The 22,633-nt window shown below is 61.0% G+C and carries 19 protein-coding genes; 13 read left to right on the top strand and 6 right to left on the bottom strand.

Annotated elements, in window-relative coordinates; translation table 11 throughout:
• Positions 1–11: 11 nt before the first annotated feature.
• Positions 12–1,127, bottom strand: coding sequence for an ABC transporter substrate-binding protein (locus ACW5W7_RS03925; RefSeq protein ID WP_434667885.1), 1,116 nt, complete (start codon positions 1,125–1,127; stop codon positions 12–14).
• Between the two features lie 566 nt (positions 1,128–1,693).
• Between ACW5W7_RS03925 and ACW5W7_RS03930 the strand changes: the two genes are divergently transcribed.
• Both ACW5W7_RS03930 and ACW5W7_RS03935 read left to right on the top strand, forming a co-directional pair.
• Complete coding sequence (locus ACW5W7_RS03930; protein WP_456500827.1) at positions 1,694–2,713, top strand: MBL fold metallo-hydrolase; 1,020 nt, start codon at positions 1,694–1,696, stop codon at positions 2,711–2,713.
• A gap of 477 nt (positions 2,714–3,190) precedes the next feature.
• Positions 3,191–3,589, top strand: a complete 399-nt coding sequence (locus ACW5W7_RS03935) for a hypothetical protein (protein ID WP_456500828.1) — start codon at positions 3,191–3,193, stop codon at positions 3,587–3,589.
• Here ACW5W7_RS03935 and ACW5W7_RS03940 read toward each other — a convergent pair.
• The 3 genes from ACW5W7_RS03940 to ACW5W7_RS03950 all read right to left on the bottom strand — a co-directional run bounded on the left by ACW5W7_RS03940 (position 3,511) and on the right by ACW5W7_RS03950 (position 5,482).
• Positions 3,511–4,404, bottom strand: coding sequence for a LysR family transcriptional regulator (locus ACW5W7_RS03940; RefSeq protein WP_456500829.1), 894 nt, complete (start codon positions 4,402–4,404; stop codon positions 3,511–3,513). The two genes, ACW5W7_RS03935 and ACW5W7_RS03940, sit on opposite strands and share 79 nt — an antisense overlap.
• Positions 4,405–4,435: 31 nt before the next feature.
• Positions 4,436–4,552, bottom strand: coding sequence for an NAD(P)-binding domain-containing protein (locus tag ACW5W7_RS03945; RefSeq protein WP_349922123.1), 117 nt, complete (start codon positions 4,550–4,552; stop codon positions 4,436–4,438).
• A 144-nt stretch (positions 4,553–4,696) separates the two neighbouring features.
• Complete coding sequence (locus ACW5W7_RS03950) at positions 4,697–5,482, bottom strand: hypothetical protein (RefSeq protein WP_456500830.1); 786 nt, start codon at positions 5,480–5,482, stop codon at positions 4,697–4,699.
• Positions 5,483–6,615: 1,133 nt separating this feature from the next.
• Between ACW5W7_RS03950 and ACW5W7_RS03955 the strand changes: the two genes are divergently transcribed.
• From ACW5W7_RS03955 to ACW5W7_RS03995, 9 genes are read left to right on the top strand one after another with little or no spacing between them, the layout of a single operon-like run.
• Entirely contained in the window at positions 6,616–8,187 is a 1,572-nt protein-coding gene (locus tag ACW5W7_RS03955) for an arylsulfatase (RefSeq protein WP_456500831.1), read from the top strand.
• 50 nt (positions 8,188–8,237) lie between these two features.
• Positions 8,238–9,530: an anaerobic sulfatase maturase gene (locus ACW5W7_RS03960; RefSeq protein WP_456500832.1), complete on the top strand. Its 1,293-nt coding sequence runs from the start codon at positions 8,238–8,240 to the stop codon at positions 9,528–9,530.
• The gene (locus ACW5W7_RS03965) at positions 9,527–10,525 is read left to right on the top strand and encodes an AAA family ATPase (protein WP_434667903.1); all 999 of its coding nucleotides are present in this window, start codon (positions 9,527–9,529) and stop codon (positions 10,523–10,525) included. The genes ACW5W7_RS03960 and ACW5W7_RS03965 overlap by 4 nt, the downstream gene beginning before the upstream one ends.
• Positions 10,525–11,430, top strand: coding sequence for a DUF58 domain-containing protein (locus ACW5W7_RS03970; protein WP_434667906.1), 906 nt, complete (start codon positions 10,525–10,527; stop codon positions 11,428–11,430). Before ACW5W7_RS03965 ends, ACW5W7_RS03970 begins: the two co-directional genes overlap by 1 nt.
• A complete protein-coding gene (locus ACW5W7_RS03975; RefSeq protein ID WP_434667909.1) occupies positions 11,431–11,871 on the top strand; it encodes a DUF4381 domain-containing protein in 441 nt (146 codons plus the stop codon).
• A complete protein-coding gene (locus tag ACW5W7_RS03980) occupies positions 11,864–12,835 on the top strand; it encodes a VWA domain-containing protein (RefSeq protein WP_349922130.1) in 972 nt (323 codons plus the stop codon). The genes ACW5W7_RS03975 and ACW5W7_RS03980 overlap by 8 nt, the downstream gene beginning before the upstream one ends.
• Positions 12,832–14,358 carry a VWA domain-containing protein gene (locus ACW5W7_RS03985; RefSeq protein WP_456500833.1) on the top strand — a complete coding sequence of 509 codons (1,527 nt, stop codon included), beginning with the start codon at positions 12,832–12,834 and terminating at the stop codon, positions 14,356–14,358. The genes ACW5W7_RS03980 and ACW5W7_RS03985 overlap by 4 nt, the downstream gene beginning before the upstream one ends.
• On the top strand, positions 14,355–15,368 hold the full coding sequence (locus ACW5W7_RS03990; RefSeq protein WP_456500834.1) for an oxygen tolerance domain protein: 1,014 nt from the start codon (positions 14,355–14,357) through the stop codon (positions 15,366–15,368). The genes ACW5W7_RS03985 and ACW5W7_RS03990 overlap by 4 nt, the downstream gene beginning before the upstream one ends.
• Positions 15,369–16,373 carry an HAD family hydrolase gene (locus ACW5W7_RS03995; RefSeq protein ID WP_456500835.1) on the top strand — a complete coding sequence of 335 codons (1,005 nt, stop codon included), beginning with the start codon at positions 15,369–15,371 and terminating at the stop codon, positions 16,371–16,373. It begins immediately after the preceding gene.
• Positions 16,374–16,594: 221 nt separating this feature from the next.
• On the opposite strand, the gene ACW5W7_RS04000 is transcribed toward ACW5W7_RS03995, so the two are convergent.
• A complete protein-coding gene (locus ACW5W7_RS04000; RefSeq protein WP_456500836.1) occupies positions 16,595–17,479 on the bottom strand; it encodes a LysR family transcriptional regulator in 885 nt (294 codons plus the stop codon).
• A gap of 161 nt (positions 17,480–17,640) precedes the next feature.
• Here ACW5W7_RS04000 and ACW5W7_RS04005 point away from each other — a divergent pair, with 161 nt between their 5' ends.
• Together ACW5W7_RS04005 and ACW5W7_RS04010 are read left to right on the top strand one after the other, a co-directional pair.
• A complete protein-coding gene (locus ACW5W7_RS04005; RefSeq protein ID WP_456500837.1) occupies positions 17,641–18,417 on the top strand; it encodes a formate dehydrogenase accessory sulfurtransferase FdhD in 777 nt (258 codons plus the stop codon).
• Positions 18,401–20,698 carry an FdhF/YdeP family oxidoreductase gene (locus tag ACW5W7_RS04010; RefSeq protein WP_456500838.1) on the top strand — a complete coding sequence of 766 codons (2,298 nt, stop codon included), beginning with the start codon at positions 18,401–18,403 and terminating at the stop codon, positions 20,696–20,698. The genes ACW5W7_RS04005 and ACW5W7_RS04010 overlap by 17 nt, the downstream gene beginning before the upstream one ends.
• A 169-nt stretch (positions 20,699–20,867) precedes the next feature.
• Here the strand turns inward: ACW5W7_RS04010 and ACW5W7_RS04015 are convergent, their stop codons facing one another.
• The gene (locus ACW5W7_RS04015) at positions 20,868–22,442 is read right to left on the bottom strand and encodes a sensor domain-containing diguanylate cyclase (RefSeq protein WP_456500839.1); all 1,575 of its coding nucleotides are present in this window, start codon (positions 22,440–22,442) and stop codon (positions 20,868–20,870) included.
• Positions 22,443–22,633 lie beyond the last annotated feature (191 nt).

Consider the following 22,633-nt stretch of genomic DNA (forward strand, 5'->3'; position numbering starts at 1 on the left):
AGAACTCAGCGTTATTTGGCCGGGTTGATGCCCAGCATGAAGGTGCCCTGGGGCCGGATCGGCAGGTAGGTACGATAGAAGTTGAGATAGGTGGCTTGTGGGTCGAGGTCTTCAAAGAGATCCGGATAGAGTGCCTTGGCCATGAATTCGATGAGAGCCGCATCCATGATGCTGCGAGTGGCCCCGTGATAGACACCATAGAGGCGACCTTGCTGCACGGCGGGCAGATTGCTCCAGCCCGGTCGATTGGCAAAGCCTTGCAGACGATCACGAGCTGTCTTGGCCGAGATGTCCTGGCCTATCTGCATCGCCTGTTGACTGGTCACGTTTTCGTAACCAGATATGAGAATGACCTCGGGCTTGCTGGCCAGCAACTGCTCGGGATGGAGCTGACCCCAGCGTTCAACAAAGGGTGCCGCGACGTTGTCACCCCCGGTGAGCACGGCCATCGCCCCCCACATGTCCTTGCCAAAGGTATAGCTGTATTCGGCCGGTCCCTTGTCACCCAGTTCGATGTAGATGCGGGGGGCATGGCGCTTCGCCTTGGCGAGGCGGGTGGTAATGGTTTCTATCCTGGCTTTGTACTCCTCGGCCATCTTGGCGGCGCGCTCATTCTGGCCGGTCAGCTGTCCAAGCAGCAGAGTGCTCGCCATGTGATGAGCCAGGGTCTGGGCGTTGTAGTCGATGACCACTACCGGGATGCCAGCTTGCTCCAGACGTGGCAGATCGGCCACCAACGCTTCATATTGCCACTTCGCCAGCACCACGACGTCAGGTTTGACGGCCAGGGTTTTCTCGATGGAAAAGGTTTGCTCTTGCACCGTGCCCAGATCCGGCACCTTGGCCAGCTGAGGCTGACTCGCCAGGTAGAGTGCCCAGGTGGCGGGGCGTGATTTGACAAACCAGCCAAGGGACATGCCAACCAGACGATCGGCTCCACCCTCACCCGCCACCGCCAGGTAATCTTCGGGGTAGAAGCCGAGTACGATGCGCTTTGCGGGCAAGGTGAGCGACACTTTGCGGCCCATGACATCTTCTACTTCCACCGGGTTTGCAGCCTGTGCCATCCAGCTGACTAGGGTTAATTGGGCCAGCAGCATCAGCTGGACTATGGGGCGACGAAACATCTTGTTATAGCCTTCTAGGGGTCTTTCTTGATTGGGGTGAGAATCATTACCATTTGTATTTGAGAAGGCAACGGAATTTATAATGGTCGGGCCTCTTTCATCAGGCATCGCTTCGGGGAGCTTCGCCTCTGGTTGAGTCAGTGCCGGGTGTGATCCGCTCCCGGTGAATAATTGAAAAAACGCCAATGGGTGATGCCGCCAATGCCACGCCTGGCGTCAATACGGTTTTGCGCAGCCGATAAACGGGCAGGGCACCCTGTATTGCCGACCCGTTTGTCGATACAGACCCTCAATGGGGCGTGGCAGGCGGCGAGTGGATAAAACATCATCACAGGGGCGCCGGGTCTGCCCTGTGTACACGCAAGGCCATGGGGCAATTCGCATCTTCTGGTTGTCACTCATACATCTTCTCTTCATCTGGTCAGGGATATGCTCTCCCTTTATAGTGCTGCCATCGAGGCGGCTGGCGAGGAATGGATGCGCTCATCATCGGTTGATGCAAGCAAGCCCCGGCGACGTCGGGGTTGGGGATATGGGTTACTGCTGACAGGGTCATGATGGCGGGTGTGTTGTCGTATCTGTTCAAATCCGGGTTGCCTGCCTATACGGACTCGGCCCAGTACCGGGAGGGGCACTTTGGCAACGGGGTGCCCACTCCTTCACGGGGATTCTGGGAAGGGGTGGGGCTGTGGCGGGATTTTTTGTTCAACAAGCCGGCGGACACTGTGCCGGATCGGGCCATCCCGGTGGTCGCCATGACGCCCGCAGAGCTGATGGCGGCGCCCGATGACAGCGTCTGGCGACTGGGTCATTCCAGCCTGTTGTTCAAACTCGCCGGCAAATTCTGGCTGACGGATCCGGTGTTCGGCGAGCGTGCCTCGCCCGTCTCCTGGTTCGGTCCCAAGCGCTGGCATGCGCCCCCTATCGCCTTGGCGGCGTTGCCCCCCATCGAAGCGGTGATCCTCTCCCATGATCATTACGACCATCTCGATCACGGCACCATGCTGGCGCTGAGCGACAAGGTGGGGCAGTTCATCACCCCGCTCGGGGTCGGGGCCCGGCTCATTGCCTGGGGCGTGCCCAAGGAGAAGGTGAAGGAGCTGGACTGGTGGCAGGAGATCCGCGTCGGGGACGTGGCACTGATCGCCACCCCGGCCCAGCACTTCTCCGGCCGGGGGCTGGGAGATGGCAACCAGACCCTGTGGGCGTCCTGGGTGATCAGAAGCGAGCGGGTCAATCTCTTCTTCAGCGGCGACAGCGGTTACTTCGACGGCTTCAAGACCATAGGTGAACGCTTCGGTCCCTTTGACGTGGCCTTCGTGGAGACGGGGGCCTACAGTCCGCGCTGGGAATACGTGCACATGTTGCCGGCGCAGACGGCGCAGGCGTTTGAAGATCTGCGGGGCAAGTGGCTTTACCCTATCCACAACGGCACCTTCGATCTGGCGATGCACCGCTGGGACGATCCCCTTGAGCAGATCAGCCGTCTGGCCCGCGAGCGGCAGATCTCGCTGACGACCCCCATGATGGGGGAACCATTGTCACTCTTGTCCCCCCACCCGGGGGAGCATTGGTGGCGCCGCTAGCGAGCGATCAGCCGGGGCGGATGGATCTGTTGTGCTGCTGGCAACGCTGATCTTGGGGCTAACCTGCTCTCCAAACTGGCGTGAGTCTGCGCCACCCGATGGCGCTGGGATAGAGGAGGAGGGATCCCTGGGCGAGTGTCCGACAGAATGCGCTGCGGGTTGATGGCGGGGCCGGGGCAAGGAGGCCGCGACCTTGGCGACACGGCTAGTTCACCATTGGTGAATTATGAAATCACTTTGCTGCTATTTCAGTAAACTAAATGCCCATCGACAATCACTGCCTGAACCGTTCATTGCCGGGGTGTCCCGGTTGTCAGGCGTGTCCATGCCCCACCTCAAGTACCATCTGTTGTTGCTCGTCAGCACTGTCATCATCGTCGGCTCCTTTATCTCGGCGCAGGCGCTGTCGACGATGGTCGATCCCACTTCGCTCGCCTTGATGGCTTCAGCCTGGCTGCGCTGCTGCTGGCCCCCTTTGTGGGGCTCAGCGAGGTGCGGCGGCAGACCTTCATCCGGGTGTTGCCCAAGGGGTTCATCATCAGCTTCTTCTATGCCGCCTTCTTTCTCATCATGTTCAAGGCGTTGAAAACCACGACCACCCTCAACACCGGCACCCTCTATACCCTGGTGCCTTTCCTGATCGCCCTGGTCAGCATCTTCCTGTTCCGGGACAAGATCCGGGCCGGCACCTTGCTGGTCTACCTCATCAGCACGGTGGTGTACTGGCAACCATACTGCTGCAGGTGCAGGCATCCAAAGATAAGCGGGCCATCGGCGAGTAGTGCCAATCATCAGGCTCAGCGTGGCTGGAAGGACTTCACGATAAAATCGATGAACAGCCGTACCTTCTGGGACTGCTCCTTGTGGAAGGGGTAGACGGCAAACAGCGCATGACTGTCCGCCCGCCACGCCGGCATCAGCTCCACCAGGGCGCCGGATGCCAGCTCGGCTGCCACAAAATCCTCAGGCAGCAGTATGACGCCCAACCCCTCGATGGCCGCCTGCTTCAGGGCAATGCCGTTGTTGACGGAAAAACTGGCGGGTTTGAGTTCCACCATCAGGTGCTCATCCCCCCGGTTGAAGAGCCACTTGCGGGGGGAGGAGGAGAGGCTGTAGACCAGACAGTTGTGCGCCGTCAGATCGTCGGGGTGCGTGACAGCACCTGCGCCGGCGAGGTACTCCGGCGACGCGCACAAGACCCGTTGCACCTGACACACCTGTTTCGAGCGCATGGTGGAGTCGTCCAGAGCGCTGCCCCCCCGGATCACCACGTCGATCCCCTGGTCAATCAGGTCCACATAGGTGTCACTCAGGATCACCTCGATGCTGATCGCCGGATAGTGACGCTGGAACGCGCAGATGATCGGGTTGATCCGGATCAGCCCATAGGACATGGGGACGCTGACCCTGAGCCTGCCTCTGGGGGTGAAGGAGGCGGCCATGATGGATTGATCGGCGGCCTCCAGATTGTCCAATACGCTGCAGATCTGGCCGTAGTACGCCATGCCGGATTCGGTCACGCTCATCCGCCGGGTGGTGCGGTTGATGAGCGCAATGCCGAGAAAGGCCTCGAGTTCGTTGATGTTCTTGCTGACTGCCGCCTGGGACAGCTGCAGATCATCCGCCGCCGCCTTGAAGGTGCCCATCTCCACCACGCGGCGAAAGACGTTCAGTGCCGTGATCTTGTTCATGTCACCCTCGATTCAATGCATGTTTAGTGAATTATGATGTCGTATTTTCAATCATTGTCCACTCAAGCGCGACCTCATGGTGATGCTCTTTCAGGAGTTGGGCCAAGGCGTTGCCCATTCGGCCCGAGCCGATAACAGCGATATTCATGCTTATTCCCTGGTGATGGTGACGCGACCCGCCACGCAGTCATGCGCGCTTGAGGCAGGGCCATGGTCGTGCGCTGGTTTAAAAGGCGGGCAGAAAAAAGGCGGTAAAGGCTGATGCCTTACCGCCAACGCGCATTGGGAATGCTTAATTCACCTTGTCCAGAGCGATGGGGTAGTCACCGCTGAAATCGAGCCAGGGGTTGGTGCCGAGCAGGTTGGCATGGGGCACATCAGCCTGGTAGCGCATGGTGAACTCTTTTGGACCATGGCCGTAGGCCACAATCAGCCCTTGCTTGGCATCCATAATCCCGGCATGCATGCCAAGACCGTGATAGCTGACCCGTACGGCTTTGTCATTGAGGCTCACCTTCTCCACCTGGAAGCGGGCAATGCTGCCGTCTTTCAAGATGAAGTTCCAGCGGAACGGCCCGCCGTTGACGACCGTCATCACTTCATCGATATCGGTGCCGTCATCTGCGGAGTTGACATGCATGCGGCCGTATTTTTCCAGCACGGCTTTATGGGTGTTTTTGTCCAGTGCCATCATGTCGTAGACCTTCGGATAGGGCCCAAAGCCGGTTTCTTCCGTCAGCACCCCGCCGCCTTGCACCGCGGGGTTCCGGCCGGCGAGCTTCACCTGTTCAAGGAGCTGCGCCTGATCCAGATTGAATGCCTCGATCAAGAAAGCATGTTCGGCGCTGGTCAGTGCGCGGGTTTGCGCGGCGTTAAGGACCGGTTTTGCCGTTTCAGGTATGTCGATGGTGATGACGTTGACGCCGATGGGGTTCAGCACCGCATTGACGGCTTCGACGCCTTTTACCTCGGCACGGCCATCACTGAATTTCAGTGAGACCACATCGTTGGCAAAGGCATTGACAGAGACTGCTGAGGCGATGGCCGCAGCCAAGAGAGCAACGTTGGTGAGTTTCATTCCGGACTCCTCGTTAAGGTTCGATGAGCAGTCTAGGGAGTGAGTTAGTTCACTTAAATGGCGTTAATTGAATATCAAAATTCACTGGTGGTAATGAATGCCGGCCAAGAGGACGTGGCTTCGCTGCGAAGGTTCGCGCCAAGCCGTTGCCTTTCCGGGGGAGTGGAGCGTGTCGCTGGCACTGGCGCTCCCCTGACTGCCGACGGTGAGCATCAGGTTACATCGTGCATCCAGGTTTAGTGACGGGCTGCACCGATGGAAGCGCCTCCCGTCTGGATGCTGTCTGTCATCCTTCTCCTGAGTGACGACAGTTATTGACATACCTCATTCAGATTTTGATAAAAATAGGGCCCTGTTGTCATATTTCAGCCATTAAGAATCAGCACCATCTATTTCTCCGTCATTATTTTATCTGGACAGGTTCACCGTTTTTATTGAGGGGTTATAAACAGGGTTGATATTTTGTTTTTGATTTTGTCACGCCATGAAAATGGTTTCATTGCGGTATGTATGGACGTTATAAAGTCATGTTGCGATGGCGGCTGATATTAATTTTTGTTGCGTCAACAAAATGCGCGTTGTGCCTTGCCAGAGATAATGGTCAATACGGAGGGCCGGGAATGGATACCCGGGAGGGGGAACCGATTCTGGCGCCGGGTCGACATCGGCGAGCGGGTTCGGTATGCGCTGTTAACCATATGATATGTCAGGTTTTTATCTGGCGGAACATGGCATGAAGAAAGTGTGGCAGGTGGCAGCCTACCGATATGCCCCTGCAATTTATCTTATAAAATCAATGCATTAGTTGTGGGGCTGTCACGGGGTAAAATCATGGATGAAGCGGGCATCTTCTCGTTGCGCCCGGCTGGTCGTGTCGTGTTTGCCACCAGATGGACTTGTCCCATGAATGGCTAGGGGCAAGTTTTCCCTTATTCAGGTCGCAATCCTATCCGTCTTCTTTATTAATAGGGTCGGATGGGGCAGTGATATTTTTATATATTCCAGTTGCCCGCCTGACATATTCAGCTCCCATTAAGCAATCGGTACAAGTTGTGAAAGTTTGACGGGGGTTTCCGATTATTATCTAGTTGCCAGTGACATTAAGTTACCACCATCACAATGGAGTCACTGCAATGCGGAATAATATTCCATCCAAACGCACTCTGGTTGCCAGTATGCTGGCCTTGGCGCTCGGCGCGACCGCGGTTTCGGCCCAGGCCGCGACCACGGCGGCGGAGCAACAGAAAGGCAAGCCCAACATAGTGGTCATCTTCGGCGATGATATCGGTTACGGGAACCTGAGTACCTACAATCAGGGCATGCTGGGCTACCAGACCCCGAACATCGACAAGATCGCCGCAGAAGGGGCCAAGTTTACCTCCTACTACGCCGAGCAAAGCTCCACCGCGGGTCGCTCCTCCTTCATCACCGGTCAGATGCCGTTTCGTACCGGCCTGAGCAAGGTGGGCATGCCGGGGGCCCCGCAGGGGATCCAGAAAGAGGATCCCACCCTCGCCACCGTGCTCAAGCAACTGGGTTATGCCACCGGCCAGTTCGGCAAGAACCACCTGGGGGATCGGGACGAGTTCCTGCCCACCGCTCACGGGTTCGATGAGTTCCTCGGCAACCTCTACCACCTGAACGCGGAGGAAGAGCCGGAGAACGTGGATTACCCGAAAGATCCTGCCTTCCGCAAGCAGTTCGGCCCGCGTGGCGTCATCAAGAGCAGCGCCGACGGCAAGATTGAAGATACCGGCCCGCTGACCAAGAAGCGGATGGAGACCGTCGATGAGGAGACCCTGGCGGCCAACAACGACTTCATGGAGCGTCAGGTCAAGGCCAAGAAACCCTTCTTCGCCTGGTTCAACACCACCCGCATGCACAACAAGACCCACATCAAGCCGGATCACCAGGGCAAGACGGGCCTCGGTGATTATGCGGACGGCATGGTCGAACATGACGCCATCGTCGGCGAAGTGATGAAGAAGATCAAAGATCTGGGGATCGAAGACAACACCATCGTCGTCTACACCACGGACAACGGCCCCATGACCGCCACCTGGCCGGATGGGGGCTTCACGCCGTTCCGCGGTGAGAAGAACACCGGTTGGGAAGGGGGCTTCCGGGTACCCGCCATGATCAAGTGGCCGGGTCACATCAAGCCGGGCACCCAGCTCAACGGTATCTTCGGCAGCAATGACTGGTTCCCGACCCTGGTGGCGGCGGCCGGTGAGCCGAACATCAAGGAAAAACTGCTCAAGGGCTACAAGACCCCGGCCATGACCTACAAGGTGCATCTGGATGGCTACAACCAGCTCGACTACCTGAAGGGCAAGGGAGAAGACAAGCGCAAGGAGTTCTTCTACTGGAGTGATGATGGCGACTTGCTGGCCATGCGTTACGGCCGCTGGAAGGCCCACTTCATGATCCAGGAACACAGCGGATTTGACGTGTGGCAATACCCCTTCACCAAGCTGCGGGTGCCCATGATCTTCGATCTGGAAGTGGATCCGCTGGAGAAAGGCTCGGACGGCATGGGCTACAAGACCTGGGCTTACGACCGTCTCTACCTGCTGGGTGGGGCGCAGAAGTATGCCACCGAGATGATCCAGAGCTTCAAGGAGTTCCCGCCACGCCAGAAACCGGGCAGCTTCACCGTCTCCGACGTTAGCGCCCTGATCGAGCAAGGTGCCAAGAACCACTGATTATCGACGTATTCGGATGGGGGAAACCCCATCCGTTTTGAGGAAAGAAGATGAAACACAGCACCACACTGCCTGTCAACGCACTCCCCTCAGCAGAGAAATACGCCGGCAAGGGGCCTGCCTGGGTGCGCCGCTTCCATGTGATGGCCAAGCCCACGGGATCTACCTGCAACATCGATTGCACCTACTGCTTCTATCTGCACAAGGAGGGGCTGCTGCACCAGGATCGCCATAGCCACATGAGCGATGAGGTGCTGGAAAACTTTATCCGCCAGTACATCGACAGCCAGGACGGGGAGCAGGTGGTCTTCTCGTGGCAGGGGGGGGAGCCCACCCTGATGGGACTGGATTTCTTCCATAAAGTGGTCAAGTTACAGCAGCAGTACAAAAAGGCGGGTCAACGCATCGAGAACGATCTGCAAACCAATGGCATCCTCATCGATGACAAATGGGCTGCGTTCCTGAAGGAACATCAATTTTTAGTGGGGTTGTCCATCGACGGCCCGCGCGAACTGCACGACAGATACCGCCTGACCCGCAGCGGCAAGCCCACCTTCGACAAGGTGATGGAAGGGGTAGCCGCGCTCAAGAAATTCCAGGTGCCCTTCAATGCCCTGGTCACGGTCAATCGCACCAACGCTCGCTTTCCCCTCGAGGTCTATCGCTTTCTCACCCGCGAGCTCGGTGCCACCTATATCCAGTTCAACCCCTGTGTTGAACCGGTGGATTTCACCAAGACGGCGCCCCAGTTCTGGCACGATGACAGCATCCCGGTGACGGGGAGCCGCCGGGCCAAGCCGGGGGATCTGGACTCCATCGTGACGGACTGGTCGGTGGATCCCGATGACTGGGGGCGCTTCCTCATCGCGGTGTTCGAGGAGTGGGTGAACAACGATCTGGGCCGGGTGCAGGTCAACCTGTTCGAGACCGCGGTGGCCCAGACCCTGGGGATGCCCGCCCAGATCTGCGTCACCTCCGAGTTTTGCGGCAAGGGATTGGCGGTGGAGAAAAACGGCGATGTTTTTTCCTGTGATCACTATGTTTACCCCGAGTACCAATTAGGTAATATGTCAATACAAAGGTTGTCGCACATGGCATTTTCCGAGCGCCAGCAGGCCTTCGGATTTGGCAAGAAAGAGACCTTGCCCGCCTGCTGCAAGGCCTGTCCCTATCTCAAGCTGTGCTGGGGAGAGTGCCCGAAGAACCGGATAGTGCGCGCGCCGGATGGTGAGCTCGGTCTCAACTATCTGTGCCCGGGCATCAAGGCCTTCTTTGACTATGCCCAGCCCATAGTGGTGGGAATTGCTACTATCTTGCAGAACCAGCCAGGAGAGCACGCATGAACAACAGGGAAAAACTGCAACGGCTTGAACAACGAATGAATGAACAGGTGCTCGGGCAGGAGGCCTTGGTCAGGATGCTGATCATCGCGCTGCTCTGTGATGGCCACGTCTTGCTGGAGGGGCTGCCCGGCCTTGCCAAGACCCGTGCGGTACGGGCCCTTGCCAGCCAGATCGAGGGGGATTACAGCCGGATACAGTTCACCCCGGATCTGCTGCCATCGGATATCACCGGCAGCGAGATATACCAGCAGAATGCCACCTCGCCAGAGGATCAGTTCCGGTTCCGCCAGGGGCCGGTATTTGGCAACATCATCCTCGCCGATGAGATAAACCGGGCCTCGGCGCGGGTCCAGTCCGCCTTGCTGGAGGCGATGGAAGAGCGTCATGTCACCGTTGCTGGCAAAAGCTGGCCACTCCCCAGCCTCTTCATGGTGCTGGCGACCCAGAACCCGGTGGATCAGGAGGGGACCTGGCCATTGCCGGAGGCCCAGCTGGACCGCTTCCTGATGAAGGTGCTGGTGGATTATCCCTCCAAAGAGCATGAGCAGCAGATGATGCAACTGGTCAGGGAGGAACAGCAGCACAAATACAGCCAGGAAAAGGACACAAGCAGCACGACTGACCACAGCGCCGCCCTGCTCTCCCAGGAGGATCTGCTGAGCTGCTGGCAGGAGATCTCCCGCGTTCATGTCGCCCCGGCCGTGGAGCAGTACATCCTCAACCTGGTGGGCATGACCCGCCATCCGCAAGGGGTGAGCGATGAGCTGGCCGGCTACATTGCCCTCGGGGTCAGCCCCCGTGGCACCCTGGCCCTGGAGCGCTGTGGCCGCGCCAGTGCCTGGCTGGCCGGCCGGGATAGCGTTCTACCCGAAGACATCAAGGGCATCGCCCACGCCGTGCTGCGCCATCGCCTGATGATGAGCTATCAGGCCAATGCCGATGGGGTCAGTGCCGACGACGCCATCCAGACTCTGCTCGATACCCTGGTCGCCTGATGGAGACGCGGCTGAGCATCGATAACGCCGGGCTGATGGCGCTGGCGGGGGAAGCCCGTCTGCTCAGAAATGATCCCGAGCGCATCTCCCTCGGCGCCATGGCGGGGGAGCGGGTGTCCCGCCAGCAGGGGCGAGGCCTCAACTTCGAAGGGTTGCGGCGCTATCAGGCGGGGGATGACGTGCGGCTCATCGACTGGCAAGCCACCGCCCGGCTGCGCACCCCCTGGATCCGGCTCTATAACGAGGAGCGGGAGCGCCCGGTCTTTCTGCTGACCGATCAACGCCTCGACATGTACTTCACCACGCGCGGCCATACCAAGTCGGTGACGGCGGCCATGATAGCCGGGCTCTATGCCTGGCGAAGCTGGCACGACAGCGACCGGCTGGGAGGGGTGACCTTCAACGATGAGGCGCTGGCCGTTCATCCCTGTCGCTCTGCCAAGCAGAACCTCGGACGAATACTGGAGGATCTGGGCCGCTTCAACCAGTCGTTGACGCAGGCCTATCCGGCAGAGCCTGCGGGTTCGCTGAGTCTGGCCGAAGTGTTGCAGCGTGTGCACGGCCTGATCCCCCCGGGGGCCTGGCTCGCCATCATCAGTGACTTTCACGACCTGGACGCCCGCAGCGAAGCCATCCTGGCCGGGTTGCGGCGACGCTGCGACATGCACGCCTTCGTCGTCTATGACGATCTCCACCTTCGCCTGCCCACGCAAGGGTCGGTGAGCGCCCGTTATCAGGGCAGCGAAGCGAGCTTCTCCTTCTCCTCCCAGATGAATCGCGAGATCCAGCAGGCCATCACCCAGCGGCTGGCCGCGCAGGAGCAGCGCCTCACCCGGTTGGGGGTCAGGGTTCACCACATCCTTACCCATCAGGATCCGGTCCGCCAGTTGCAGAAGGGAGGTTGAATGCTCGAGAAAGGCTTTACCGTGCCGGCGTTGCTTGACCCCGCACTGCCGGCGGGCTTCTCCTGGTGGCCATCGGCTCCCGGCTGGACATGGCTGGCGACTCTGTTACTGCTGCTCGCCGCCGGTATGGCGATCGCCCGCCTTGCCCACTGGCGGCGCAATCGCTGGCGCCGGGAGGCACAGTCGCAGTTGAACACGCTGCAGGACGCGGACGCCTGGCTCACCCTCATCAAGCAGATAAGCCTGGTTCATCGTCCCCGCAAGGAGGTGGCGCAGGCCGTGACCCCGGACGCCTTGTTGCAGGCGGTGCCCCTTGACGAAACCTCCCGCACGCTTTTGTGCGAGCGTTATTGCCGCCCCGACAACCGGCTGACTCCCGAGCAGAACGCCCGCTTGGCCGCCCAACTCGCCACCTGGCTGGAGACCTTGCCCCATGTCTGACTGGCTGTCCCGTTTCGATTTCGCCTGGCCCTGGGCCTGGTTGCTCATCTTGCTCCCCCTCGTCAGCCGCTTCTTGCTGCCACCGGCGCGCCCCATGGCCGACTATGTGCGAGTGCCCTTCTTGCCTCATCTCGTCAACACGCTGGATCTGAAGGCAGAACAACAGAGGAGCGGGCCCTGGCAACGTCTGCTGTTCTGGGTGCTCTGGCTGCTCCTGGTATGCGCTCTGGCACGGCCGGAGCTGCTGACTCCGCCCCAGCAGATCGTCAAACCGATGCGCGACATCGTGCTGGTGCTCGATGTCTCGGGCTCGATGGGGAAGAACGATCTGCCGGGGGGGGAGACCCGCCTCAAGGCCATGCAGGATTCGGTGGCCAAATTTGTCACGGCGCGCAAGCAGGACCGAATTGGTCTGGTGATCTTCGCCAACGGAGCCTACCCCTTCGCCCCCCTCAGTGAAGACAAGGGGGCGCTGCAGGCCCGCATCGCCCAGCTGGCACCGGCCATGATCGGCGAACAGACGGCCATCGGCGATGCCATCGGGGTGGCTGTGAAACTGCTGGACAAGGCGCAGCACGGGAGCAGCAAGCTGGCCATTCTGCTGACCGATGGCAATGACACCGCATCCCAGCTCACCCCTGAGGTGGCCGCCAAGCTCGCCGCCGCCCATCAGGTTCAGATCCACACCATCGCCTTTGGCAATGAGCAGAGCGGGGATGACAAGGTGGATCTCGCCTTGCTCAAGACCATTGCCGAGATGACCGGCGGCAAGAGCTGGCAGGCCGCCCGCAGCGGCGCGGCCCTTGACAGCGTCTGGCAGGATATCGACGCCCTGACGCCGGTGCAGGTTCGCACCCTTGGCTGGTCCTGGCACCAAGCGCTGTTCCAGTGGCCTTTGTTGCTGGCCCTGCTGCTTCTGCTCCTCATTACGGGTGGGCGTTACCTCAGGGGGAGGGCGGCATGAGCGACTTTCACTTTATCCATCCCTGGCATCTGCTGGGACTCGTGTTCTGCATCGGCCTCTGGTTTGTGGTACGCCAGCCACGCAGCGCCTGGTATCAGTTGATGGACAAGCGGGTGGCCGAGGCGCTGGTGGTCGGCAAATCCCGCCCCCTGTTGCAACTGCTGCCCTGGCTGTGCGGGATCGGGGTGCTGGCGCTCTCCGGCCCCAGCTGGCAGCGGGAAGTCCCCGCGGCCCTCTCGCCCCAGGGCAGTGTCATGGTGGTACTGCAACAGGACCTGACCATGTATGCCCAGGATGTGGCGCCCAGCCGCCATCAGCGCATGCAGCACAAGCTGGCGGCGCTGGTCGAACGCTCGCCTGGCACCCGTTTTGGGCTGATTGCCTATGACAGTTCGGCGCACCTGGCGGTGCCGCTGACCCAGGATCCCGATTTCTTCTCCCTGTTTCTGGGTGCCCAGGAGCCTGCCCTCATGCCCGAGGGTGAGGGTTCGGCACTGGCACAGGCGCTGACGCTGGCGACCCGCAACCTGCCGACTACCCCCGATGAGGCTCCGAGCGTGCTGGTGGTGGCCGATCATTTGACCGCGGAGGAGGCGAAGTCGCTGGCGGCCTTCCCCCTGCCGGTCCAGGTCTGGGTGGTGGGCACCGAGCGCGGTGGCAATCTGCCGGCCAAATATGAGAGCAAGGGACTCGATACCCGGCTCGACGTCGGCCGATTCAGTGCGCTGCGAGACGATGGCGTGCCGGTGACGCTGGCCAGCGTTGATGATGACGATCTGGCGGCGGTGGCGGATCATATTCAGCATGCCATCCAGGCCCAAAACGATGCCCGCGAAGAGCTCAAATGGAAGGATGGCGGCTATCTGCTGGTGATCCCCATGCTGGTGTTGCTGCTCTTTTGGCGCAGGCAGCTGCTCTGCCTCGCCATGCTGGCGCTCTCCCTCGGCACCTATTCCGAGCCCGGACAGGCCGCCTTGCTGGACTGGTGGGTGACACCGGATCAGCAGGGTCAGTACGCCTTCTCGCATCAGGATTACGAACAGGCGGCCAGCCACTTCGAGGATCCCCTGTGGCGGGGAATCGCGAGCTACCAGGGTGGGGATTACGTGGCGGCAGTCACGGCGTTTCGCCAGGCAAAGGCAACGCCGGAGTCTCTGGTGTGGCTTGGCAACAGCTATGCCCAGCAAAAATCCTGGCAGCAGGCGCTCGTCAGTTACGATCAGGCCCTGAGCCTTCGTCCCGGTTGGGATCTGGCCCTGACCAACCGAGCCAGGATAGCCGACATCATCATGCAGCTGCGCAAACAGGAGCGAGACCAGGAGGGCTCACAGGGGGATGAGGCCAATTACGACCCCGATGAGATCAAGCATGATCTGAAAAAAGGGGAAGGGGCGGATCAGCAGGATATCCAGCCCGGCGGCAGCGCCGACCCTCAGGTCAATCAGTGGTATGACAATCTGCAGGTCTCTCCATCGATACTGCTGCACAACCTCTACCAAGCCGATACGCAGGAGGCTCAATGAGACGACTCTGGTGGTTGCTGTTGCTGATAAGCTTGCCCGGCCACAGCGAGGTGAACATCACCCGTGAACTGGTGGCCCCGGCCCAGGTGGCGCCGGGTCAGCCTCTGCGCCTCGCGGTGACCTTCTGGACCGACTCCTGGTTCAACCCGCCCCCCAGCTGGCCCACCCAGGAGGTCAAGAACGGGGCTCTGCTCACCACTCCGCTGCCCAATCAGCTGCTGACTCGTCAGGCCGACGGAAAGAGCTGGAGCGGCGTGCGTCTGGAGCGGCTGGTCTCTGCCTGGGACGCGGGGAAGCTGGTCTTCCCCGCCCTGGAGATCACGCTGACATCACCGGGGCAGCCGCCCCACACGGTGCAACTGCCCGCCATCGAACATGACGTGGCCTGGCCCCCCGATGTCACCCAGCCGGATCGCTTCCTGCCCGCGAGCAAGGTCACCCTGACCGGTAAGGTGGTGACCTATCACACCGGGGAGGGCGAGGATCTGCACGTGGGGGATGTGATCGAGCGTCAGGTGACGGTGCAGGCCGAAGGGGCGGTACCGTCCCAGATCCCGCAACTGCTTTATGCCATCCCGGGTCAGGAGAGTCAGCGTCTGGCTCCGGTCAACCGCCTGCTGGACAGCGGTCGCGGCGACTTCATGGGGGGTCAGCGTGAGGAGCGGCTGCGCTACATGCCGACCACGGCGGGCACGGTGAGGCTGCCCCCCCTGACCCTGAGATGGTGGAACAGCGAGCAGCAGCAATGGCAGCAGGAGAGCCTGCCCGACGCCGAATACAAGGTCGGAGCCCCGCGCGCCGCCGGTGGGGAGGCCGTGCTGCGCGCCTCGTCACTGGCCCATTGGAAACCCTATGCCATTGGCCTGGTGCTCATCCTCCTGCTGGCTGGGGCCGCCTATTTTGCCCGTCACTCGCTCTTGCGAGGCTGGTGCTTTGCCCGTGAGGCCCTGAAACGCTTCTGGACACCTGTCCCACTGCCGGGATTGCTCCCGGTGAACAAGGAGAAATAGATGAAACTCACCCCGTTAATTGTGGCCATGCTGGCCGGTGCCAGTTGGGGAGTCAGTGCGCAGGCGGCCGATCCGCTCTCGGCCTGGCAGGACACCGCTCCCAAGCAGGCGATTGAGGCCTGGGTCGCCGGTGCCACCCAGGCTGGCAGCACCACCTTCATCCCAGTGAACAAGCGCAACGTGGTCTTTGACAACGACGGCACCCTCTGGGGCGAGGCGCCCCTGACGTTCCAGCTGCAATTTGCCGTCGACGAGATCAAGCGTCTGGCCCCCGAGCACCCGGAATGGAAGCAGGACCCCATCGTCAAACTGGTCCTGGCCAACGATCTGGCCGGCCTTGCCAAGGCGGGCAAGGAGGGGCTGGTGAAGCTGATGACCCTGACCCACAGCGGCATGAGTGCGGATGAATATGCCAAGCGGGTACGTACCTGGCTCGATACCAGCAAGCACCCACGCTTTGGCTGTCACTATGATCAGCTGGGTTACCAGCCCATGGTGCAACTGCTCGCCTATTTGCGGGCCAATGGCTTCAAGACCTGGATCGTCTCCGGTGGCGGCATCGACTTCATGCGGGTGTTTGCCGAGCAGATGTACGGCATTCCCCCCGAGCAAGTGGTCGGCTCCTTCGCCCTCGGGGAGTTCTCCCTCTCGAAGGATGGCGCCTCCATCATGAAGACCATGAAGGGCGCCTATCTGGATGATGGGGCGGCCAAGCCTGCGGCCATCCATCTGTTCATGGGGCAGCGTCCGGTGGGGGCCTTTGGCAACAGCGACGGTGACGTACCCATGTTGCAGTACACCTCGACCAACCCGGAGTTCAAGACCTTCGGCCTGCTGGTGCACCACACGGACGAGAAGCGGGAGTATGCCTATGACAGCCATCCCCCCAGCAGCGGCACCCTGGTAAAGGGATTGACCGAGGCGCCCAAATACGGCTGGACCCTGGTCGACATGAAACGGGATTGGAAGACCGTCTTCGATCCCGCGCTGTGCCCGGCTAAATAAGCCGAGGCGATGAGCAAGCAGGCGGCTGTCGGGCCGCCTTCTTGTTTTTTCTCTCCTCTTTTCTCCCCGGTCCCACCGCCTCTTCTCTGCCCTTATCCTCGTCTGGCCCATCAGTTCTCTGTTCGCTGCTGACAAGGCGGCGCCAGCGTGTCCGCCTGATGACGCAAATTCGCACCAGATCAGGAAGGGCGCGGCAGGTGAGAGCCTTGTGGGATGGCTGCTCAGGCCTGGGGGAGGGCGAGAAAGGCGCGCATGGCGGGGGTGACGCTGTGTTTGCGGGTGATGAAGGCGGTAGTGCCGGCCGCCGCGTCTGTCAGGGGTCGCCATGGCAGTTGGAACAACCGCTGGGCGGTGGTGGCGATGCTGGCACTGACCACGGCGCAACCGAGCCCGTGACTCACCCCATTGGCCAGGTGGAACAGGGAATCGGTCTCCAGCACCACCCTGAAACTCAGTTGCTGGCGGGCGGCGGCCTCATCGAAGTAGCGGCGAAACTGCATGGTGCCGCTTGGCAGGATCAGGGGGATATCCTGCAAGTCGGCCAGTTGCAGGGGGGCGTTCTGAGGTCGCTCATCATGCCCGGGCAAGGGGCCCAGCACCGCCATGGGGTTGGGGTGAGGCTGCTGCACCGCCAGGGTGCGGCGCTGGTGGTCGGTGAGCAGTTCGTCAAAACCCAGCCCCAGATCGATCTGGTGCAGCTCCAGTTGCTCCAGCAGGGCGCCGTGGGTCACCACCGACAGGCGTAAACCGACCCTGGGGTAGGCCTCGTGGAAGCGCTTGAGCAGGGGCATGATGTCGATGCCAGACTGGGGCACCATGCCGATGCGCAAGGTGCCGGAAAGCTCGCCGTCAAACAGGCTGAGCTCCTGGTGCATGGCATCCTGCTCTTGCAGCATGCGTTCGGCATGGCGCAGCACGACCTCGCCCGCCTGGGTGAGGCCCACGAATTGGCTGTTGCGCACCACCAGTTCGGTGCCGAGGGATTTCTCCAGCGCCGTGATGCTGGCCGACAGGGTGGGCTGGGTGATGAAACAGGCCTTGGCCGCCTTGGCGAAGTGACGGTGCTGGGCGAGTTCGTAGAAATAGCGCAACTGCTTGATATTCATTGGAAGGCTGGCTGAGGTGAACGACACGGGGTGACAAATTTAATCAATCAATGAGCCGGCGGCAATAGCCTTGTTCTATTGGGTTATAGATTTGTTTCATTGGTTTTGATGTGCAGGGTTATCTAAACTTGAGGGCCGAATACATTTTATAAGCGCTTCGCATGGACCTTCACAACTCGTGGTTGCCCAGGATGGATGAACTGGTGGAAGAGGCCGCCATCGCCATCAATATCAATGGCATCAGCCATGCCGTCATGATGGCGACCCCGGATGATCTCGACGACTTTGCCATCGGTTTTCTCTATGGGGAGGGGATCATCAGAGGCAATCATGATGTGCATGATATGCAACTTATCCCCTCGGAGCAGGGCATGGTGCTGGATGTCACCATCGCCAATCGCTGTCTCGCCGAGCTGAGCCGTCGCAAGCGCCGTCTCACCGGGGTGAGCGGTTGCGGCATCTGCGGGGTGGAGGCCATCGAACATGCGCTGCCGGCCTTGGCTCCCTTGTCCCCCTGCATGCCCCCTGCGGCCGATCGCCTGCTCGACCTGCGTGATCGCATCATTCCCTGGCAGAACAAGGCGCGTCAGAGCGGAGCGCTGCATGCCGCGCTGGCGCTCGGGGCCGAGGGGGAGATCCAGGCCTGCCGGGAAGACATCGGCCGCCACAATGCGCTGGACAAGCTCATCGGCATGCAGCTGCGCCAGCCCGCGCGCAGCGACACCCTGGTCATCACCAGCCGCTGCGGCAGCGAACTCATTCACAAGGCGGTGCAATATGGTGCCGCGCACCTCATCAGCCTTGCCTCCCCCAGCCAGCTCGCCGTGCGACTGGCCTTGAAATACCACCTGAACCTTATCCACGTGCCCAGATCCGACGCGCCTGTCTATTACACCGCCTGGGATCAGATCGGAGAACGCAATGTCCAGCCATATTGAGAAACCGGCGAAGGCCGGCGGTTTTTCCTCCCTGCAATCCACCTTCAGACAGGTGCTGCGCAGCCAGAAGACCCGCCAGAACATCAAGAATCTGCTGCGGGTCAACCAGACCGACGGCTTCGACTGTCCGGGTTGCGCCTGGGGAGACAACAAGCAGGGGGCCTTCCAGTTCTGCGAGAACGGCGCCAAGGCGGTGGCCTGGGAGTCCACCGGCAAGACGGTGGGGGCGGACTTCTTCGCCGAGCATTCGGTGCGCCGCCTAGCCACTCAGAGCGATTACTGGTTGGAGTATCAGGGGCGGCTGACCGAACCCCTGCGCTACAACCCGGCAAGCGATCACTACGAGCCGGTGAGCTGGGACGAGGCATTTCGGATCATCGCGGACAAACTCAAGGGCCTCTCGAGCCCGGATGAGGTGGAGTTCTACACCTCGGGCCGCGCCAGCAACGAGGCCTCCTATCTTTATCAGCTGTTTGGCCGCCTCTATGGCACCAACAACTTCCCCGATTGCTCCAACATGTGTCACGAGGCGAGCGGGGTGGGGCTCATCCAGTCCGTCGGGGTAGGCAAGGGCACAGTGGTGCTGGAGGACTTCGACGCCGCCAAGGCCATCTTCGTGTTCGGCCAGAACCCGGGTACCAACCACCCGCGCATGATGAACGCCCTGCGCAAGGCGGCACGTCAGGGTTGCCAGATTGTCTCCTTCAACAACTTGAAAGAGGTGGCGTTAGAGCGCTTCGCCAGCCCCCAGAGTCCGGCGGAGCTGCTGACCCCGGCCGCCACCCGCATCAGCCATCAATACCTCACCCCCAAGCTTGGCGGCGACATGGCGGCTATCCGCGGCATGGCCAAATACGTGCTGGAAGAGGAAGGCGGGCGCCTCGATCTCGCCTTTATCGAGCAGCACACGGCGAACTTTGATCACTATGTGGCCGAGGTGAAGGCCACCGATTGGTCACAGATCGAGGCCCAGTCAGGCCTTGGTCGCGACGAGATCACCCAGGCGGCCATGATCTTCGCCAGAAGCGAGAGCGTGATCAGCTGCTGGGCCATGGGGATCACCCAGCACAAGCACTCGGTCGATACCATTCGCGAGATAGTCAACCTGCACCTGATGTGCGGCCAGCTCGGCAAGCCGGGGGCGGGTCTGTGCCCGGTGCGCGGCCACAGCAACGTGCAGGGCAACCGCACCATGGGGATCAACGAAAAACCCAACGCGGCCTTCATTGACCGGCTGGAGCGCCGCTTCCCGGTAGGGCTCAAGCGCACGCCGGGCCACAACGTCTATGAGGCGCTCAAGGCCCTGCACGCCGGCAAGAGCAAGATGCTGGTCTGTCTGGGTGGCAACCTGGCCGCCGCCGCGCCGGACACGGATTTCACCTACGAGGCGCTGCGCCGGAGCGAGCTCAACGTGCAGATCAGCACCAAGCTCAACCGCAGCCATTTGATGGTCACGCAAGACGCGCTGATCCTGCCCTGTCTCGGTCGCACCGAGCTGGATGTGCAGCGGGCCGGCATCCAGAAGATCACGGTGGAGGACACCTTCAGCATGGTGCACGCCTCCACCGGCATGAATGAGCCGGTCTCTCCCCTCTGCCTGTCCGAGATCGACATCGTCGCGCGCATGGCCGAGGCCACCCTGGGCAGCGAGCCGCTGGACTGGCTCGCCCTGCGGGACGATTACGCCGTGCTGCGGGATCTGATCGCCCAGACCATCGCCGGATTCGATGACTTCAATCGCCGCATCGAGGAACCCTGCGGCTTCCACCTGGACAACAGCGCCGCCCTGCTGCGCTGGAACACTCCGAGCGGGCGCGCCGAGTTTCGTGCGAGCCGGTTGCCGGACTCCATCCTGCCGGAGTGCACCCGTCACGCAGAAGAGATGGTGGGGGAGCCGGTCCTGCTGCTGCAGAGCCTGCGCTCCCACGATCAGTACAACACCACGATTTATGGCATGGACGATCGCTATCGCGGCATCAAGGGGCGACGCAACGTGGTGTTCATGAACGAGGAGGATGCTCGCCTGCTGGGGCTCGCCGAGGAGCAGTCGGTGGACATGAGCGCCATCTGCAACGACGGCCGCGAGCGCAAGGTGAGCGGTTTTAGCGTGATCTTCTACGAGATCCCGCGGGGCAACATCGCCGCCTACTACCCGGAGACCAACCCCCTGGTAGCCATCGACAGCATCGGGGAGGGCTCCTTCACCCCCACCTCCAAGTCCATCCCCGTGCTGGTCACCCCGAGCGAGGCATCGCGCACCCGGCTGGCCGTCAACCAGTAAGCGACACCGGCAAAACAGTGCCCCCGACACATGGTCGGGGGCTTTTTTTATCTGCCTTTGGCGCGCTTCATGCGGCGTTTATGCTGTCAGATGGCAATCATTTTTTCTCTATCACCATAAAACGGTGAAGGGGCGATACATATCGCTGCCATTCATTGCCATTGTCCGTTCACTCGGCGATCACCACGCAGTTGCGGCCCCGGTGTTTGGCTTCATAGAGGGCCTGATCGGCCTGCTTGAGCACGGCATCCAGATCGTGGCTGCCGTGGCCGGGCCAATGGGCGACGCCAAGGGAGATGGTGATGCTCCCCGCCGTCGGCATCTCATGGCTGGCGACCTTCAGCCGCAGCCGCTCGGCGACCCCCTGGGCCTGGGCCAGGGTGACGCTTGGCAGCAGCAGCAGGAACTCTTCACCGCCGCTGCGACAGAGTGCCGCATCGGATCTGACCTCCTGCTGCATCAGGGCGGCCAGGGCAATGATCACCTCATCCCCGACATCGTGGCCGAAGCCGTCGTTGATCTTCTTGAAGTGATCGATATCGAGGGCGATGACGCACAGGGGCTTGGGATCCATCAGATATTCATCCAGCAGTCTCTGGATGGCACGCCGGTTGAACAGGCCGGTCATGGGATCGGTGTGGCTGTCATTGTGCAGCTTGTCGATCTTGGTATTGAGCAAGCCGAGCCCCTTGAGAATGGCCTGTTTCAGCTGGGCCGCCTCGAAGTACCAGGCGCGGATGCCGGAGATATGGGAGAAGGCCCCTTGCTGATCCATCAGGCTGGCCCGATTGGCCAGCTGGCGCAGGGGGCGGGAGATGAAGGTGGCCGAGAGCCAGATGATGAAGAGGATGAGGGCCGTGGTGGGCACCATCTGCATCAACACCCCTGACATCTGATCGTTCAGCCCCGCCAGGGTGGCGTTGCGGGGCCGCTGGGCCACTACGCCCCAGCCCGTGCTGGAGACGGGGGCAAAGCCGCTCAGCATATCGACGCCACGGGAATCGACCACCTCCTGAGTGCCGGTGCTGCCCCCGAGAACGCTATTCACGACCCGGTTGCCGGTGATCTTCTGGCCGATCCGGGCCGGATCCGGGTGGTAGATCAGGGTCTTCTCCCGATCCACCACGTAGAGGTAGGAGCCATCCTGGTAGTAGTGCTGGCCCAGCAGGTTGGAGAGCACGCTGGTGGATTGCAGATAGATGGTGCCGGCGACATAGCCCAGGTAGACATTGTCGGCGGAAAACACCGGGTAGGAGAGGCTGATGAGATAGTTGCCGGTCAGGGAGACGAAGGGATCCGTGATCTGCGGCTGCTGGCTCTCGATGGCTTTCAGCGCCGCCGGGGATCTGAGCTTGGCGCCCTTCACCTGCAGCGTCTCGGGAGAGACGGCGACGATGACCCCCTCGGGATTGACGATCACCACGGAGTTGAAGGTGCTGGTCTGCTGGCGCAGGCGATCCACCTCGATATCCAGGGCCTCACCGTCGTTGGCTTGCAGCAGTGGTGCCAGCAACTGGGCGCTGTAGGCCAGCTGCCCCTGCGCCGACTTGAGCATGTTGTCGGCCGAGGTCGCCAGCTTGGTCGCATAGACGCGGTTGGATTCCAGGGTATTGGCGATCAACAGCTGCCGCTGGGCCTGATAGATGGCGTAGAAACTATTGCCGAAGGTTGCGAGAACACCCAATACCGCCAGGGCCAGGATGAGACGATGCAGATCAAACTTCAGCAGCCAGTGAGGTTGCATGGGGAGAGGGAGTCCTTGTCAAACAGCGAGTCGCCGGGGTCCATTGCGCAAGTTTAAAGGGGTTGGCGGCGCAAAAGCTACTGCATATTGGGTGGAGGACGCCGCTTCCTGACAAGGATGGGTCCTGCAGCCCGCATCCCGCGGGCAAAAGGCGCCGATGTGACGGACTCGCGAGACAAAAAGGGGGTGAG

The sequence above is a fragment of the Aeromonas intestinalis genome, assembly GCF_054052485.1.

Excerpts from the sequence above, each read along its gene's own strand:
- ACW5W7_RS03925 (WP_434667885.1), bottom strand. The coding sequence starts at position 1,127 with ATGTTTCGTCGCCCCATAGTCCAGCTGATGCTGCTGGCCCAATTAACC.
- ACW5W7_RS03940 (WP_456500829.1), bottom strand. The coding sequence starts at position 4,404 with ATGAACAAGATCACGGCACTGAACGTCTTTCGCCGCGTGGTGGAGATG.
- ACW5W7_RS03945 (WP_349922123.1), bottom strand. The coding sequence starts at position 4,552 with ATGAATATCGCTGTTATCGGCTCGGGCCGAATGGGCAACGCCTTGGCC.
- ACW5W7_RS03950 (WP_456500830.1), bottom strand. The coding sequence starts at position 5,482 with ATGAAACTCACCAACGTTGCTCTCTTGGCTGCGGCCATCGCCTCAGCA.
- ACW5W7_RS03955 (WP_456500831.1), top strand. The coding sequence starts at position 6,616 with ATGCGGAATAATATTCCATCCAAACGCACTCTGGTTGCCAGTATGCTG.
- ACW5W7_RS03960 (WP_456500832.1), top strand. The coding sequence starts at position 8,238 with ATGAAACACAGCACCACACTGCCTGTCAACGCACTCCCCTCAGCAGAG.
- ACW5W7_RS03965 (WP_434667903.1), top strand. The coding sequence starts at position 9,527 with ATGAACAACAGGGAAAAACTGCAACGGCTTGAACAACGAATGAATGAA.
- ACW5W7_RS03970 (WP_434667906.1), top strand. The coding sequence starts at position 10,525 with ATGGAGACGCGGCTGAGCATCGATAACGCCGGGCTGATGGCGCTGGCG.
- ACW5W7_RS03975 (WP_434667909.1), top strand. The coding sequence starts at position 11,431 with ATGCTCGAGAAAGGCTTTACCGTGCCGGCGTTGCTTGACCCCGCACTG.
- ACW5W7_RS03980 (WP_349922130.1), top strand. The coding sequence starts at position 11,864 with ATGTCTGACTGGCTGTCCCGTTTCGATTTCGCCTGGCCCTGGGCCTGG.
- ACW5W7_RS03985 (WP_456500833.1), top strand. The coding sequence starts at position 12,832 with ATGAGCGACTTTCACTTTATCCATCCCTGGCATCTGCTGGGACTCGTG.
- ACW5W7_RS03990 (WP_456500834.1), top strand. The coding sequence starts at position 14,355 with ATGAGACGACTCTGGTGGTTGCTGTTGCTGATAAGCTTGCCCGGCCAC.
- ACW5W7_RS03995 (WP_456500835.1), top strand. The coding sequence starts at position 15,369 with ATGAAACTCACCCCGTTAATTGTGGCCATGCTGGCCGGTGCCAGTTGG.
- ACW5W7_RS04000 (WP_456500836.1), bottom strand. The coding sequence starts at position 17,479 with ATGAATATCAAGCAGTTGCGCTATTTCTACGAACTCGCCCAGCACCGT.
- ACW5W7_RS04005 (WP_456500837.1), top strand. The coding sequence starts at position 17,641 with ATGGACCTTCACAACTCGTGGTTGCCCAGGATGGATGAACTGGTGGAA.
- ACW5W7_RS04010 (WP_456500838.1), top strand. The coding sequence starts at position 18,401 with ATGTCCAGCCATATTGAGAAACCGGCGAAGGCCGGCGGTTTTTCCTCC.
- ACW5W7_RS04015 (WP_456500839.1), bottom strand. The coding sequence starts at position 22,442 with ATGCAACCTCACTGGCTGCTGAAGTTTGATCTGCATCGTCTCATCCTG.